This window comes from Stenotrophomonas sp. 82F1 (genome assembly GCF_056861525.1).
Window position 1 is genome coordinate 25,474 of the sequence record NZ_JBSPUD010000012.1, and the last position, 15,925, is coordinate 41,398.

At 66.9% G+C, this 15,925-nt stretch carries 10 protein-coding genes; 5 read left to right on the forward strand and 5 right to left on the reverse strand.

Features of this window, described 5'->3' with window-relative positions; all coding sequences use genetic code 11:
* Position 1: 1 nt before the first annotated feature.
* The gene (gene msrB, locus AC13GI_RS13005; RefSeq protein ID WP_099821598.1) at positions 2-577 is read right to left on the reverse strand and encodes a peptide-methionine (R)-S-oxide reductase MsrB; all 576 of its coding nucleotides are present in this window, start codon (positions 575-577) and stop codon (positions 2-4) included.
* A 144-nt stretch (positions 578-721) separates the two neighbouring features.
* Between msrB and AC13GI_RS13010 the strand changes: the two genes are divergently transcribed.
* Complete coding sequence (locus AC13GI_RS13010) at positions 722-1,441, forward strand: response regulator transcription factor (protein WP_025878436.1); 720 nt, start codon at positions 722-724, stop codon at positions 1,439-1,441.
* Positions 1,438-2,910 carry a sensor histidine kinase gene (locus AC13GI_RS13015; protein ID WP_099821600.1) on the forward strand — a complete coding sequence of 491 codons (1,473 nt, stop codon included), beginning with the start codon at positions 1,438-1,440 and terminating at the stop codon, positions 2,908-2,910. The genes AC13GI_RS13010 and AC13GI_RS13015 overlap by 4 nt, the downstream gene beginning before the upstream one ends.
* On the opposite strand, the gene AC13GI_RS13020 is transcribed toward AC13GI_RS13015, so the two are convergent.
* Together AC13GI_RS13020 and AC13GI_RS13025 are read right to left on the reverse strand one after the other, a co-directional pair.
* The gene (locus tag AC13GI_RS13020; RefSeq protein WP_482996501.1) at positions 2,907-4,250 is read right to left on the reverse strand and encodes an ATP-binding protein; all 1,344 of its coding nucleotides are present in this window, start codon (positions 4,248-4,250) and stop codon (positions 2,907-2,909) included. The genes AC13GI_RS13015 and AC13GI_RS13020 overlap by 4 nt on opposite strands.
* Positions 4,247-4,936: a winged helix-turn-helix domain-containing protein gene (locus AC13GI_RS13025; protein ID WP_482996502.1), complete on the reverse strand. Its 690-nt coding sequence runs from the start codon at positions 4,934-4,936 to the stop codon at positions 4,247-4,249. Before AC13GI_RS13025 ends, AC13GI_RS13020 begins: the two co-directional genes overlap by 4 nt.
* A 345-nt stretch (positions 4,937-5,281) precedes the next feature.
* Between AC13GI_RS13025 and asnB the strand changes: the two genes are divergently transcribed.
* Positions 5,282-7,183: an asparagine synthase (glutamine-hydrolyzing) gene (gene asnB, locus AC13GI_RS13030; protein ID WP_482996503.1), complete on the forward strand. Its 1,902-nt coding sequence runs from the start codon at positions 5,282-5,284 to the stop codon at positions 7,181-7,183.
* 579 nt (positions 7,184-7,762) lie between these two features.
* On the opposite strand, the gene queD is transcribed toward asnB, so the two are convergent.
* A complete protein-coding gene (queD, locus tag AC13GI_RS13035) occupies positions 7,763-8,125 on the reverse strand; it encodes a 6-carboxytetrahydropterin synthase QueD (RefSeq protein ID WP_025878441.1) in 363 nt (120 codons plus the stop codon).
* A 195-nt stretch (positions 8,126-8,320) separates the two neighbouring features.
* Between queD and AC13GI_RS13040 the strand changes: the two genes are divergently transcribed.
* Both AC13GI_RS13040 and AC13GI_RS13045 read left to right on the forward strand, forming a co-directional pair.
* On the forward strand, positions 8,321-10,960 hold the full coding sequence (locus AC13GI_RS13040; RefSeq protein WP_482996504.1) for a TonB-dependent receptor: 2,640 nt from the start codon (positions 8,321-8,323) through the stop codon (positions 10,958-10,960).
* A gap of 64 nt (positions 10,961-11,024) precedes the next feature.
* Positions 11,025-13,619 carry a M14 family zinc carboxypeptidase gene (locus AC13GI_RS13045; RefSeq protein ID WP_482996505.1) on the forward strand — a complete coding sequence of 865 codons (2,595 nt, stop codon included), beginning with the start codon at positions 11,025-11,027 and terminating at the stop codon, positions 13,617-13,619.
* Positions 13,620-14,044: 425 nt separating this feature from the next.
* On the opposite strand, the gene AC13GI_RS13050 is transcribed toward AC13GI_RS13045, so the two are convergent.
* Positions 14,045-15,466 (reverse strand): DEAD/DEAH box helicase, encoded by a 1,422-nt coding sequence (locus tag AC13GI_RS13050; protein WP_482996506.1) that lies wholly within the window; start codon positions 15,464-15,466, stop codon positions 14,045-14,047.
* Between the last annotated feature and the right edge of the window lie 459 nt (positions 15,467-15,925).

Genomic DNA, 15,925 nt, shown 5'->3' on the forward strand with positions numbered 1-15,925 from the left:
ATCACGCTCCCGAAGTGGGGGAAGAACCCAGCGGCACGCGCCAGCCGCCAGCGGCGTCCTGTTGTGCAGCCCCGGGAATGAACGTCATCGCCGCGCCGTTCATGCAGTAGCGCAGTCCGGTCGGACGCGGGCCGTCGTTGAACACGTGGCCGAGGTGGCCGCCACAACGGCGGCAATGTGCCTCCACCCGCAACATGCCGAAGGTGGTGTCACGGTCTTCGCCGATGGCGTTGTGCAGCGGTGCCCAGAAGCTGGGCCAGCCGGTGTGGCTCTCGAACTTGGTGGACGACGAGAACAGCGGCAGCGCACAGCCGGCGCAGGCGAACGTACCCTGCCTGTGTTCCTTGTTCAGCGGGCTGCTCCAGGGGCGCTCGGTGGCCTGCTGGCGCAGCACGGCGTACTGCGCCGGGCTCAGCAGCCGGCGCCACTCGGCATCGCTGCGGGCCACCTCGAACTGTCGCGAAGGCCGTGCCTCGGCAGCGGCGGGGGCAGCGCGGCTGCATGCGCCCAGGCCCAGCAGGCCGGCGGCGGTGACAGCACCGCCCAGGCCCAGCAGATGGCGGCGGGTGAGGGACATGGCGGACTCCTGGAAGGGGCGACGGGGTCATGCTGCGCCCCCTCCGGTCAACGAATCCTCACGCAGGATTCAATTTTTCGTGAGGTATCCACGCCGCTCCCGCGCCACAATGCGGGCAGCCTCCCCACTGGCCCGACCCTGCCGATGTCCGCCAAACGTGTCCTGATCGTTGAAGACGATGCCCATATCGCCGACCTGCTGCGCATGCACCTGGGTGATGAGGGCTATGAAGTCGCGCACGCCGCCAGCGGTGATGCCGGCCTGCGCCTGATCGAACAGGAAGGTCCGTGGGATGCGCTGGTGCTGGACGTGATGCTGCCGGGCGTGGACGGCCTGCAGGTCTGCCAGCGTGCACGCGCGATGGCGCGCTATGTGCCGATCATCATCATCAGTGCGCGCGGCAGCGAGACCCAACGCATCGTCGGCCTGGAACTGGGCGCGGACGACTACCTGGCCAAGCCCTTCTCGATGCCGGAACTGGTGGCGCGCGTGCGTGCACTGCTGCGCCGCGCCGAAGCCATGGCACAGAACGCGCGCATCGATGCCGGGGCGATCGAGCTCGGTGGGCTGCGCCTGGACCCGGTCGCGCGCACCGCCGCCGTCGATGGCAACGCGCTGGAGCTCACCCCGCGCGAGTTCGAACTGCTGCTGTTCTTCGCCCGCCACCCGGACCAGGTCTTTGCGCGGATGGAACTGCTCAACCAGGTCTGGGGCTACCAGCACGATGGTTACGAGCACACGGTCAACACTCACATCAACCGCCTGCGCAGCAAGATCGAGACCGACCCGGGCAATCCACGGCGTCTGCTGACGGTGTGGGGGCGTGGCTACAAGCTGGTCGACCCGGCCGGGGCGGCAGCGTGATCAAGCCGAATCTGTGGCAGAAGCTGGCGCTGGTGATGTCGGCGCTGATGCTGACGTGCTGCATGGCGCTGCTGGCCTGGCAGATGCGCACCAATACCCGGCATGAGCAGGAAGTGGTGCAGCGCCTGTCGCTGGGGTTGGCCGAGCACATCGCCCAGCGCAGCGAGCTGATGGACACCAGCGGCATGCGCGATGCGGCGGTGCGCGCCTTGTTCGGCCAGCTGATGGCGGTCAACCCCAGCGTCGAGGTGTACCTGCTGGACGACCAGGGCCGCATCCTCGGCCACGATGCACCCAGCGGCCACCTGATGCGCAGCCAGGTGGACGTGGCACCGCTGCGGCGGCTGCTGTCCGGTGCGCCGCTGCCGATCCTCGGTGACGATCCGCGCAGCACGGATGGCCGCAAGGTGTTCAGTGTCGCGCCGCTGGTGGTGCAGGGGCGCCAGGCCGGCTACGTGTATGTGGTGCTGGTGGGCGAACACCGGCAGATGCTGGCCGATGACCTGGCCGCCGGCAGCCAATGGCGCACCACGCTGTGGTCGGTGCTGTTGATCGGCGGGCTGGGCCTGCTTGCCGGCCTGGTGGCCTTCTACTGGGTGACCCGGCCGCTGCGCCAGGTCACCCGGCGCATACAGGCCTTCGATATCGATGCACCAACGCCGCTGCCCGCGCCGGTACCGCTGCGCGTGGGTGAACGCGATGAACTGAAGATCCTCGAACATGCCCATGCACAGATGGCACAGCGGCTGGGCGAGCAGTGGCAGCAGCTGCGACAACAGGACCTGCAGCGCCGCGAGCTGGTGGCCAACATCTCGCACGACCTGCGCACGCCGTTGTCCTCGCTGCACGGTTACCTGGAGACGCTGGCACTGAAGGAAGCCACGCTGTCGCCGCAGGAGCGTCGTCGCTATCTCGGTATCGCACTGGCGCAGAGCGCCAAGGTCGGCCGTCTTGCCCGCGCGCTGTTCGAACTGGCGCGGCTGGAACACGGCGAAGTGCGGCTGGAGTGGGAAGTCTTCGCGCTGCCGGAACTGCTGCAGGACGTACTGCAGAAATTCGAACTGGCCGCGCAGGCGCGTGGGCAGCGCCTGCATGCTGACTTCCCGCCGGGCCTGCCGCTGGTACGCGCCGATCTCGGTCTGGTGGAGCGCGTGCTGACCAACCTGCTCGACAACGCGCTGCGGCATGCACCGGACGGTGGCCGCGTGCAGGTGCAGCTGTCGGCGCTGCCCGACAGTGTGCAGGTGGCGGTACAGGACGATGGCCCCGGAGTGCCGCCAGCGCTGCGTGGGCAACTGTTCCAGGCACCAGCGGCACTGGGGGCACGGCGTGGCGAAAACGGCGGGCTCGGCCTGCTGATCGTGCAGCGCATCGTGCAGTTGCATGGCCGCCGCATCGAGCTGCGCGAAAGCGAGCAGGGTGCGCTGTTCGTGTTCGCCTTGCCGCGCGCGGATGCGGAGACGAACTAGACGTCTTCTGCCGCTGGCGCGACACCGCTTTCCATCGGCAGCAGCAGCCGGATGCAGGCACCACCGAGCGCCGAATCGGCCACTTCCACGTGGCCGCGATGCTTGTCCGCCACCACCTGCACCAGCGCCAGCCCCAGCCCGAAACCCGGGCTGGCCTGGTCCAGCCGCACGTAGGGCTGCAACACCTGGCTGCGCAGTTCGACGGCGATGCCGGGGCCGTCGTCCTCCACCTGCAGGCACAGCCATCCCTCGTTGAGCGTGCTGACGATGCGGATCTGCCGGCGCGCATAGCGCAGTGCGTTGCCCAGCAGGTTGCGCAGGGCCAGTTCCAGCATGTGCCGGTTGACGTTGACCAGCCCTGCCGGCGACAGGTCCAGCTGCACCGGGATCGTCAGAGGCGCGAACTGGTCGACCACCCCGCGTACCAGTGCGGCCAGTTGCAGGCGCTGGCGGGTGAGCTGATGGCAGCGGCCGAGTGCGGCGTATTCAACGCCAGCGTCGGTCAGGTGCTGCAGGCGGTCCACATCAATGCGCAGCCCGGACAGCGCATCGCGCTGGGCGTCGTCCAATCCGGTGTCTTCCAGATCGGCCAGGCCGAAACGCATCCGCGCCAGCGGTGTACGTACTTCGTGCGCCACCGCCTGGGCCAGCACGCGCTGGCTTTCCAGCAGCAACTGCAGCTGTTCGGCCATGTGGTTGAACGCCTTGGCCAACGGCCGCACCAGCGCGGTGCCGGCACGCGGCGCACGGCTGTCGAGCTGGCCATCGCGCATCCGTCGCGCGGTCTGCGCCAGCTGCGAGACATCGCGCCACAGCCGGTAGACCATCACGTACATCGGCAACGCCACCGCCACCATCAGGATCAGCAGGATGATGGCCACGCCGGAGGCCTCGCTGTCCTGCCAGCCTTCCTCGGGCAGGGCCTGGTCCAACGGTCCCAGGATCAATGCGCTGCTGCTGGTGCCGACGCGCTGCAGGCTGCGCATGCTGTCCAGTTCGATCTGCACGTGTCCGTTGTACAGGCCTTGCCGCTGTTTCGCCGGCAGTATCGCGGCCGCCTCGGTCAGCGGCATCAGCTGCAGCGGATAGGCGAAATCGCTGTCCAGCTGTTGTGCCAGGGCTGGCCACTGCGCCGGCGGCGTTTCGGCGAATCGATGCTGCAGCATCGCATGCGGGCCGCGCATTTCCGCCTGCAGGCTGGCCTCGGTGCGGTCTTCCAGCAGCGCATCCCAGGCCCACAATCCGAGCACGATCAGCAGCAGATGGGCGACCAGGAAGCCGATGCCGTAGCGCAGGAAGTGGAAGGCGTGGCCACGCATGGCCGACGATGGATGCTTCATCCCCATGCCGATCGGCTGAACAGGTAACCACGGCCGCGCACGGTCTTGATCCGCTCGGGCTGTTCCGGGTTGTCGCCCAGCTTGCGCCGCAGCCGCGAGATGCGCGCATCGATCGAGCGGTCCAGGCCATCGAAGGCGATGCCGCGCAGGCCGCGCAGCAGCGCATCGCGGTCGAGGATCTGGCCTGCGTTGCCGGCCAGCAGGAACAGCAGGTCGAATTCGGCGGTGGTCAGTTCCAGCAGGCGGCCCTGCAGATGCACGTTGCGGGTGGACGGGTCGATGCTCAGTTCACCGAAACGCAGCGCTTCATCGCGTGGCTCGACTCGGCGGTGGCGGCGCAGATGGGCGCGCAGCCGGGCCAGCAGCACCCGTGGTTCGATCGGCTTGCCGATGTAGTCGTCGGCGCCCAGTTCCAGCCCCAGTACCTGGTCGATGTTGTCGGTACGGGCACTCAGCACGCAGATGATCCCGTCATAGTGGGGCCGGATCTGCCGACACACTTCGAAACCATCCTGGTCCGGCAGGCCGATATCGAGCAGGACCAGCGCCGGCTTCTCGCTGAGGATCCGGGCGATCGCGCGCTGGCCGCAGCGCTCATGGGCGACCTGGTAACCGTGCCGCTGCAGGTAGTCGCTGACCATCGTGCCCAGCCGAGCGTCGTCTTCAACCAGTACGATATCCAGCATTTACAAGGCCTCCGGGGCGCTTCCGTACCGCCGTGGCACGAGCGCGGCGATGCTATCCCAGCTGTCGGGCCGCCCGGGTCCTGGGGGCGGGCGCCATTCAGCCGGGGTTGCTGGCGCACGGGCCGGGCCTCAGGCCAGGCAATGACTTGGCTGCAGCGTAGCAATCCGGTCGTTACAAAACGTTACGCAAAGCGCGCCTGTGGTGACGGTCGCTGACAGCGCTACGACTGACGTGGCGCTCGGCGGGGCCGAGCATGGCAGCTTTCCCCATCCGCGTGCCGCCCTCATGCCGTCCGCCTCCTGCCCCGTGCGTTCCCTTGATTGCCATTGCCATGGAGGCCAGCGATGAGCGGCGTGGTCGGGGCCTGGCTGCCGCCGGCCGACGACGAGCAGCTGCTGCAGCAGTTGGCGCCGATGTTGCGGGCGCTGCAGCAGCGCGGCCGCGGTCGCATCGGTTACTGGACCGATGCCGACGCGGGACTGGCCCTTGGTCATTGCCGTGCACCGACCGACATGCCGTTGCAGCCGCTCAGCTCCAGCTGCGGGCGCTACGTGCTGTGCCTGGATGGCCGCATCTACAACAGGGCGGCGCTGCAGTCGCAGCTGCGCGATCTGCCACGCAGCTGCACCGATGCACGCCTGCTGCTGCAGGCCATCGTCGAGTGGGGCGTGCAGCGTGCGCTGACGCGCATCGAAGGGGCGTTTGCGTTCAGTGTCTGGGACCGCCATGCGCATGAACTCTGGCTGGCGCGCGATCCGGTCGGCGAACGGCCGTTGTATTACGGGTGGTACCAGGGCCAGTTCCTGTTCGCTTCGGAGCTGAAGGCGCTGCAGGCCTTTGCCGGATTCGCTCCCAGCATCGACCAGGATGCATTGAGCCTGCTGCTGCGCCATGACTATGTGCCCGCGCCGCACACCATCTATCGCGGCATCCACAAGCTGGTGGCCGGGGCGATGCTGCGCGTGGACCTCAACGATCATGCCGCCGGCAGATCAACGCAGGCGACGCAGGGAGGCCATCGTTACTGGTGCGCGCGCGATGCGATGCAATCCGCGCTGCAGCAGCCGTTGCAGCCGGCGCCCAGCCTGGAGCAGGCCACCGACCAGCTGGAGGTGGTGCTGCAGCAGGCGATCGCCACGCGCATGCATTCACCCGTGGCCTGCGGCGCGTTCCTGTCCGGTGGCACCGATTCGTCGCTTGTGGTGGCGATGATGCAGGCGCAATCGGCGTTGCCGATCGAAGCATGGACGGTGGGGTTCGACGACCCCGGTCACGACGAGAGCGACTGGGCCTCGCAGGTCGCCCGCCACCTGGGCGTGCATCACCACCTGCACAGGATGGACAGCCGGCAGGGCCTGGATCTGCTGCAACGCTTGCCGCAGGTCTGGTGCGAACCGTTCGCCGATGCCTCGCAGCTGCCCACCCTGCTGGCCAGCGAGCTGCTCGGCGCGCGCAAGCCGGTGGCGTTGACCGGCGACGGCGGCGATGAACTGTTCTTCGGCCATCCCAGTTATGGCCGTGCGTTGCGCAATGCGCGCCTGTGCGGTGGCCTGCCGGACTGGGTGCGCGACCTCGCGCGACGTGGCAGCAGCCGCTTGAACGTCGAGCGGGGCCGGCTTGGCGGATGGCGGGCACTGGTGGCCGAGGTGGCCGCCAACGATGTGGAGGGGCATTACCTGCAGCGCGTCACCCGCTGGCGGCAGCCGACCCAGGTGGTATTGGGCGCACGCGAGCCGGCGACGATCTTCCAGCAGCAGGACACCGCACTGCCGGCAGAAGCACGCATCCAGCTGCTGGATTTCCGCATGGATCTGGCCGAAGGCATCCTTGCCAAGGTCGACCGCGCCGGCATGGCGGCCGGCGTGGAAACGCGCTCGCCGTTGCTGGACATGGAGGTGGTGCGCCTGGCCTGGCGCCTGCCGCAGCACCTGAAATACCACGACGGTGAGCACAAGCGGATCCTCAAGCATCTGCTGTCGCGCTACCTTCCCGCGCCGCTGGTCTATCGTCCCAAGCGCGGTTTCGGCCCACCGATGGCACGCTGGCTGGCCGGCCCACTGCGTGACTGGGCGGAAGCGCTGCTCGACCCACAACTGCTGCGCAACCAGGGCTGCTTCGATGCGGTGCGCGTGCGCGCGATCTGGGAGGCGTTCCTGCGCGGCGAGCGCAAATGGCATACGCACCTGTGGAACGTGTTGATGTTCCAGGCGTGGTACCAGCACTGGCACGGGAATCGCGGGCGCTAGCCGGGAGCGATCCTTACGGGCGCGGCGGATCTTGCTGGCGCAGGGCGGAGGCCCTTGCGTGCGAATGTCCTCCGGCGCCGGCCGTTGGCCGTCACCTCCCCCTTTACTTCGCACGCAAGGGCCTCCGCCCTGCGTGGGGAGATCTTCGGTGGCCTCAGGAAAAGCAGCGATCTGCGCGCCTGGTGCCGCAAGCCGAGCCTCGTCGGGGCGGGTAGGGGTCTGGGCAAAGTAAAGGAGGAGGGGGCGGCCGCAGGCCGGCGCCGGGGGACATTTGCCCAGCCCCCTACCTGCCCCGGCGGGGCCCTTCAGCTGGCAGAGAGCCGGACGAAGACGCGCTCCAGAATCCCAGACGGCAGGCAAAAAAAGACCCGGCAGAGGGAGGGATCTGCCGGGTCCGGATTGCATGGGGGGAGGGACCCATGCAATGAGCGTGGGCGTCGCGCCAGTGGCTGTTGCCAGTCGCATCCGCCGTGCATTTGCGTTGATGCAATGCAGCATACGCCGATCATGCGGCAATGCAACAAAAAATACGAAGGCGCCGTTTCCGGCGCCTGGATCCCTTTCAGATCAATGGGTTGATCAGGCAGCAGGGCCGCGGTAGCGGCAGCCCGAGGTGCAGGTTTCGTGCACGGTGATCTCGCTCAGTGCCGGCAGGGTGGGCTTGAGCTCGTTCCAGATCCACACCGCCAGATTCTCGCTGGTCGGGTTCTCCAGGCCGGGGATGTCATTGAGGTAGTGATGGTCCAGGCGGTCGTAGATCGGCTGGAACGCCGCCTTCACGTCGCCGAAATCCATGATCCAGCCGGTCTGCGCACCCGGCTCGCCCTCCACCTTCAGTTCCACCCGGAAGGAGTGGCCGTGCAGGCGCGCGCATTTGTGCCCCGGCGGCACGTTGGGGAGGCGGTGCGCCGCCTCGAGCATGAAGACTTTGAAGATTTCCATGTCGCGATTGTACGCCGCAGGCGCCCGATCAGCCCGGTCCCGCGTTGCCTTTCTGTGAAGAAATTCTTTTCATCCGGATGAAGAGATGATAGTTTCTCTTATATCCGTATGAAGAGATGTTATTGGCCGCAACCCGGCCAGGCATGGATTACTGCGGAACTTACCTCGTCCTTCCACTACCTCCCCCACATCGTCATGCCCCAGCACACCCTGCTCGTGGCGGCCCTGGCCGTCGCTCTGGCCGCGCCTTTGTCTGCCGCCGCCGAAACCACCGCCGACGCCAGCGGCGAAGCCAGCACCCTGGCTGCCGTGCGCGTCACCGGTTCCAACATCAAACGCGCCGATACCGAAGCCTCCAACCCTGTGCAGGTGATCGGCCGCCAGCAGCTGGAACAGACCGGCAAGGCCACCGTGGCCGATGTGCTGCGCTCGATCTCGGCCAACACCGGCAATGCCAACAACGAGACCACCAACAACGGTTGGGCGTCGGGCTCGGCCGGCATCGGTCTGCGTGGCCTCTCGCAGAAGAACACGCTGGTGCTGCTCAACGGCCGTCGCCTGGCCAACTACGGCTTCCCGGCCGGCGGCCTGTCGGACACCTTCGTCGATCTCAACGCGCTGCCGCTGGTGGCCGTCGAACGCATTGAAGTGCTCAAGGACGGTGCATCGGCGGTGTACGGCAGCGATGCGGTGGCCGGCGTGGTCAACATCATCACCCGGCAGAACTTCGAAGGCGCCGAGATCGGCGGCAGCTTCGGTGGCGCCGACCAGGGCGGCCTGCACGAGCAGAACCTGAAGTTCGTCGGTGGTCTGGGCGACATCGACAAGGACGGCTACAACATCCTCTTCAGCCTGCAGGCCTACAACCGCGAGCGACTGGACCAGGACGAGCGCAACCTGACCAAGAGCGGCATCTACAGCGACCAGCCCGGCGGCCGCTGGAACGGCTGGTCGGCCAAGGGCGCACGCTATCTGGTCAATGGCACCTCCGTGCCGATGCTCGATGCCAACGGCAACTGCCCCACCGGCACCACCCGCGTGGCCAGTGCACCGATCGACGGTCTGGCCGGTGATACCTGCGGCTTCAACCAGGCCCCGTACACCACCCTGATTCCCTCGACCAAGCGCTACCAGGCCTACGCCAACGGCACCTTCCGCCTTGGCGACAACGTCGAAGCGTTCGGCGAAGTGCTGTACAGCCAGATCAAGAGCGCTGCGTGGTTCGGCAGCAGCCCGTTCTTCACCCTGGAAAGCGGTCGCTTCGCACTGAACGCGCAGACCGGCCTGGCCGAGCCGGTGTCGTCCAACCTGCCGGCCAGCAGCCCGTACAACCCGTACGGCCGCGCGATTCCGATCGAATACACCTTCTTCGACCTCGGCGGCACCATCAAGACCAACCGCTCCACTGCCTATCGCGGTGTGTTCGGGCTGCGTGGCAACTCCGAGAAGTGGGACTGGGAAGTGGCTGCATTCGGTGCGCGCAGCAGCGAGCGCGAAACCGTCTCCGGCGGCTTCGCCAACCGCTGGGCGCTGGCCAATGCGCTGGCGACCGGCAGCTACAACCTGCTGAACCCGGCGGCGACGCCGCAGTCGGTGCGCGATTCGATCAACATCGCCACCCTGCGTCCGGCCGAGTCGGTGCTGCAGGGCATCGACGCGAAGATCTCCGGCAGCCTCGGCCACACCTGGGCCGGTGACATCGGTTTCGCTGCCGGTGCTGAATGGCGCCGCGAGAAGCTCGACTCGAACAACCCGTGGCAGATCGACGCCGGCCTGCAGGTGCGCCCGGCGATTGCCGAAGTGCACGGCGAGCGCAAGGTCAGCGCCGCCTATGCCGAGGTCAACGTGCCGCTGGCCTCGACCCTGGAGCTGTCCGCCGCCGCCCGCGCCGATCACTACGATGATTTCGGCGACGCGTTCTCGCCCAAGCTTGGCCTGCGCTGGCAGCCGCTGGATTTCCTGCTGGTGCGAGCCTCGGCGTCGAAGGGCTTCCGTGCGCCGTCGCTGTCGGAGAACTCCAACAGCACCAGCATCGCCTACGGCAGCGTGGTCGACCCGCGTGATCCGGACGTGCCGGGCTCGCGGCAGAACCCGACCTTCTTCACCGTCGGCAACAGCGACCTGAAGCCGGAGCGTACCAAGAGCGTGAACTTCGGCGTGGTGCTGTCGCCGTGGGCGAACACCAACCTGAGCGTCGACTACTACCGCATCCAGCTGGACAATCTGGTCGGTACCAACAACACCCAGACCCTGGTCAACGACAACGTCGCCGGCGCCGTGCAGCGCGATGAGCGTGGCAAGCTGCAGGCGGTCTACAACCGCTACCAGAACCTGAGCGAGCTGAAGACTTCGGGCATCGACGTCGAGCTGCGCCAGCGCATCCCGACCACCGCCTTCGGTGACTTCACCGTGACCTCGGCCTATACCCACGTGCGCGACTACCGGCGCCCGACCGTGGTCGGTGGCCCGTTGGTGGACTATGCCGGCAGCAACCTCGGCGCCACCCTGCCGAAGAACAAGGCCACCACCACCCTGGACTGGAAGTACAGCGACTACACCGCTGCGGTGACCTGGTACTACACCAGTGGCTACGACCAGAAGGCCAGCACCGCCGCCGCCGCAGTGCAGAGCCGCGTCGATGCCTACAACCAGTTCGATCTGTACCTGGGCTACACCGGCATCGAGAACCTGACCGTGTATGCCAAGGTGCAGAACCTGGGTGACAAGACGCCGCCGTACGACGCGTCGTTCCCGGGCATCCGTGCGCCGTACGACTTCAGCCAGTACGACCTGCGTGGCCGCTACTTCACGCTGGGCTTCGATTACCGCTTCTGATCCACCCGCCGCGGCCGGCCGGCCCGTGTGGCCGGCCGTGTTGCCATGTTTCTGGGGAGTCACCGTGTCCTTCCACCGCCGTGCTGTTTTCCCGCTGTTGCTTGCCGTCGCCACCGCCGTATCGCTGCCGTCTGCGGTGCATGCGCAGAGCGCCTATTTCTTCCCGAAGACCACCGATGCAGCGGCCTTCGATACCGCCATTCCCACGCCGGAGCAGTTCCTCGGCTATCCGATCGGCAGCCGTTACACCCGCCACGACCAGCTGGTGGCTTACTTCCAGGAGCTGGCCAAGCACTCGGACAAGATCAGCGTGCGCGAGATCGGTCGCAGCTATGAGGGCCGCACGCTGCTGATTGCCACGGTCACCGCTGCCGGCAACCACGCGCGGCTGGAACAGATCCGCCAGCAGCACGCGACCCTGGTTGATCCGGCGCAGCCGCGCAGCGCTGCCGGTGACAGTCCGGTGGTGGTGTGGCTGGGCTACAGCGTGCACGGTAACGAGACCTCCAGCGGCGAAGCGGCGATGCTGACCGCGTACTACCTGGTGGCCAACCGCAGCGCGGAAACGCAGCAGTGGCTGCAGCAGGCGGTGGTGCTGTTCGACCCGGCGCAGAATCCCGATGGCCGCGACCGCGCCGCCAACTGGCACAACGCCTGGGCGTCAGATCCGGCCTCGGCCGATCCAGCCGACAAGGAGCACGTTGAGCCGTTCCCGCAGGGCCGCACCAACCACTACTTCACCGATCTCAACCGCGATTGGCTGGCGCTGACCCAGCAGGATTCGCGACCGAAGGTGGCGCAGTTCCACCAGTGGTACCCGAACGTGCAGATCGACTTCCACGAGATGGGCAAGGACAGCACGTACTACTTCGAGCCATCGCCGAAGAGCATGCATAGCCCGTTGATCCCGGCGGCGTCGTACGAGTTCAACAAGACTCTGGCCAAGTACCATGCCCAGGCGCTCGATGCGCTGGGTTCGCTGTACTACACCGGTGAGAACTTCGACAATTTCTCGCCCGTGTACGGCTCGACCTATCCGGACTTCCACGGCGCGGTTGGTGTCACCGTCGAACAGGCCAGCTCGCGTGGTCGCGTGCAGGAATCGGTGAATGGCCTGCTGACGTTCCCGTTCACCATCCGCAACCAGGTGGCCACCGGCTTGGGCACCGTGCGCGGCGCGGTGACCGAGCGCAGCGCCCTGTTCGATCTGCAGAAGCAGTTCTTCCAGAGCGCGCTGAAGCAGGCCGCGCAGCAGCCGGTAAAGAGCTTCGTGTTCGGCGATGCGCATGATCCGGCATTGACCCGGCGCCTGCTGGAACTGCTGTTGCTGCACAGGATTGAAGTGCATGCGCTGGATCGCGCCGTCACCGTGGATGGCCAGCGTTTCGACGCGGGCAGCGCCTACGTGGTGCCGGTGCAGCAGGCGCAGTTCCGCCTGGTCCATTCGATCTTCGCCGAGACGCCGCCGATCAAGGGCGACGTGTTCTACGGCAGTACCAGCTATGCGATCGCCCCGGCCTACGGCGTGGCCTCTGCCGGCAGCCGCAGCCGCATCGACGGCGGCGCCCGCGTGCTCGAGGTTCCCGCAGCACAGGGCGGGGTGATCGGCGGTGAAGCGGGCTTCGCTTATGTAATCGACTGGCGCGACTACAACGCGGGCCGCGCACTGGCCGGCCTGCAGGCCAAGGGCTTGTCCACGCGTGCCACCTTCCAGCCGTTCACCGCCAGCACCGCACAGGGCGACGTGGCCTTTGCCGGTGGCAGCATCGTGGTACCGGTGGCCGGGCAGCCGCTGCAGGGCGCGGCGCTGCAGGAAGCGGTCGCCGCTGCAGCGCGGGCAGCCGGCGTGCAGGTGCATGCGCTGTCCAGTGGTCGCAGCCGCGATGGCATCGACCTGGGCAGTGATGGCGTCAAGGCACTACGCAAGCCAGCCGTCGCGCTGGTGATGGGCGAGGGCGTGGCCGCCACCGAAATCGGTTCGGCCTGGTTCCTGCTTGACCAGCAGCTGCGCCTGCCGGCCAGCAAACTGGACCCGCAGCAGCTGGGCAAGGTATCGCTGGATCGCTACACCACGATCGTGCTCTCCGGCGGCACCTACACCAGCATCGACGCAACCGCAGTAGCGGCATTGAAGCGCTGGATCCAGGCCGGTGGCTCACTGGTGACCTATGGCAGCGCTTCAAAGTGGGCGATCGAACAGAAACTTGCCGACGGCGAGAAGCTGGGCAAGGACGAGGAAGCAGGTGACAGCGCGCGCCGCGCCTTCGGTGACCAGCGCGATATTGCCGCGATCGAGCGTGTCAGCGGCAACATCCTCAGTGCCGACGTCGACACCAGCCATCCTTTGGCATTCGGCGTGCCGCGCCGGCAACTGGCGATCAACAAGGAGAACACGGTCATCCTGCAGCCGAGCGCGAACGGGTTTTCCACGGTGGTGCGGATCGACGACACGCCGCGGGTGAACGGGTATCTGTCCGAGCGCAACCGCAGTCGCGTGGCCGGCAGTGCGTGGCTGCTGGTGTCGGCGCAGGGGCAGGGCAACGTGATCCTGTTTGCGGATGATCCGGCGCATCGCAAGTACTGGCATGGCACCGACCGGTTGCTGATCAATGCGATCTTCTTCGGGAATCTGGTGAATCCGAGTAAAGCGCGGGGTTGAGGCATTACGCGCCGAACTGACGCTGGGATTGGGAGGACGGATGGGCCGCGCAGGACACGCCGCAAGTACGTCCCTGTAGGCTCGTAGGCGCCATCCATGGCGCCTGCGGTCCTGCGCAGCCCATCCGTCCTCCCCGGACAGTTTCCTGCGGGCGCGGATGCATCAAACCCAAGGCGGGAGCAAGGGCAAAAGCAAAAGCAAAAGCTGGAATTCCGGCTTTTGCTTTTGTCTTTGTCTTTGTCTTTGCATTTGAATTTGAATTTGAATTTGATCCTTCTTCTCCCCGCTCCCCAACGCCCACACAAAACCAACCGCCAGCTCTCAAACCACCCGGCAGCCAGCAACAAAAAAGGGACGACGCGTTAGCGTCGTCCCTCGATAAGCAGCCCCCGCGCAGCGGGAGACGCCATCCCTGTCAGCTGGGATCAGCTGGCGCGACCGCCGCCGCCACCCTGGCTGCGGCCACGACCGCCACCCGTATTCGCACCGCCACCGCGACGCTGGCCCTGACCGGCACCTGCGCCCGCGCGCTGCTGGCTGTTGCCAGCGCCCTCGCGACGGCCACCGCCGGCCTTCTTCGGGCCTGCATGTGCATGACGCGGCGCATCGCCGTGCGGACGGCGCGCGTGGGTCTTGCGCGGCACGCGCTCGCCGGTATCGGCCTCGGCCTTGCCCGGAGCACTGTTGCCCCAGCGGATCGGCGTCTGCAGCTCGAAGCCCGGCACATCGCGGATGTCCATGTCACGGCCGAGCAGGCGCACGATCGCGCGCAGCAGCTTCACTTCATCCTGCGCAACCAGCGAAATCGCTTCACCGGTAGCACCGTTGCGGCCGGTACGGCCAATGCGGTGCACGTAGTCTTCGGCCACCATCGGCAGATCGAAGTTGATCACCTTCGGCAGCTCGTTGATGTCGATACCGCGCGCGGCGATGTCGGTGGCCACCAGCACGGTGACACGGCCGGCCTTGAAGTCGCCCAGCGCACGCAGGCGCTGGCCCTGGCTCTTGTTGCCGTGGATCGCCGCGGTCTTGATGCCGGACTTTTCCAGGAACGCAGCCAGCTTGTCGCTGCCGTGCTTGGTGCGGGCAAACACCAGGGTCTGCTCGCGGCTGTCCTGCGCCAACAGGTGCAGCAGCAGGTCGCGCTTGCGGCTGGCATCGACCGGATGCACCTTGTGGGTGATGGTCTCGGCCACGGTGTTCTTCGGCGTCACCTGGATCTGCTCCGGGTTGCGCATGAACTCCAGCGCCAACTGGCGGATGTTGTCCTCGAAGGTGGCCGAGAACAGCAGGGTCTGGCGGTTCTGCTTGGGCAGCTTGGCCAGGATGCGCTTGATCGAGGGCAGGAAGCCCATGTCCAGCATGCGGTCGGCTTCGTCCAGCACCAGCACTTCAATGCCGGACAGGTCGATGCTGCGACGCTCCAGGTGGTCGATCAGGCGGCCCGGGCAGGCCACCAGCAGGTCCACGCCGCGACGCAGGATGTCGAGCTGGTTGCCCATGCCGACGCCGCCGTAGATGCAGGCGCTGGGGATGCGCAGGTACTTGCTGTAACCGCGCAGGCTGTCATGCACCTGGGTGGCCAGCTCGCGGGTCGGTGCCAGGATCAGCGCGCGCGGCTTGCGCGGGCCGGTACGCACTTCCTGCGAAGCGGTGCCCAGGTGCTGCAGCAGCGGCAGGCCGAACGCGGCGGTCTTGCCGGTGCCGGTCTGCGCGCCGGCCAGCAGGTCGCGACCGGCCAGCACCAGCGGGATCGCCTGCTGCTGGATCGGGGTCGGGGTTTCGTAGCCCTGCTCGGCGAGCGCACGCAGCAGGAAGGGCGCAAGGCCCAAGGATTCAAAAGACATCGAGATTGCTCCAAGTACAGTTAACGCCTGTCCGAACGGACAGACGGGGGCAGATCAAACTGATCGGCTGACTCGGAGCGTTCCCGTGAACCGCGCTGCGAGAATTGGGTGCAGCCAACGCGAAGCGCAGGCTGGAATGCGTGACGAACGGCGTCGGAGTGGGGGCGGGCGATGGGGCGGACCCCTGTCGCCGGCGATCCCGGAGGGAAACGGACGGCCGCTGCAGACCCGGATAGTCTAGCGGAAGGATGAGACCTGACGCAAAACAGGCTGTTCAGGTTGGGGTTTCCGGCAGGGCTGCGCCCTGCACCCGCCGAGGCCAAGGCAACGGCAACGGCAAAAGCCGGGTTCCTGTGGGATGGCGGGGTGGGTCCGGTTGCGGGGGACGCCGCAAGTACGTCCATGTAAGCTCGGTCGCCGCATCCATGCGGCTCACGCCCCCGCAACCGGACCCACCCC

Coding starts and splice junctions, on each gene's coding strand:
- AC13GI_RS13010 (WP_025878436.1), top strand. CDS start 722: ATGTCCGCCAAACGTGTCCTGATCGTTGAAGACGATGCCCATATCGCC.
- queD (WP_025878441.1), bottom strand. CDS start 8,125: ATGGAAATCTTCAAAGTCTTCATGCTCGAGGCGGCGCACCGCCTCCCC.
- AC13GI_RS13020 (WP_482996501.1), bottom strand. CDS start 4,250: ATGAAGCATCCATCGTCGGCCATGCGTGGCCACGCCTTCCACTTCCTG.
- asnB (WP_482996503.1), top strand. CDS start 5,282: ATGAGCGGCGTGGTCGGGGCCTGGCTGCCGCCGGCCGACGACGAGCAG.
- AC13GI_RS13040 (WP_482996504.1), top strand. CDS start 8,321: ATGCCCCAGCACACCCTGCTCGTGGCGGCCCTGGCCGTCGCTCTGGCC.
- msrB (WP_099821598.1), bottom strand. CDS start 577: ATGTCCCTCACCCGCCGCCATCTGCTGGGCCTGGGCGGTGCTGTCACC.
- AC13GI_RS13025 (WP_482996502.1), bottom strand. CDS start 4,936: ATGCTGGATATCGTACTGGTTGAAGACGACGCTCGGCTGGGCACGATG.
- AC13GI_RS13050 (WP_482996506.1), bottom strand. CDS start 15,466: ATGTCTTTTGAATCCTTGGGCCTTGCGCCCTTCCTGCTGCGTGCGCTC.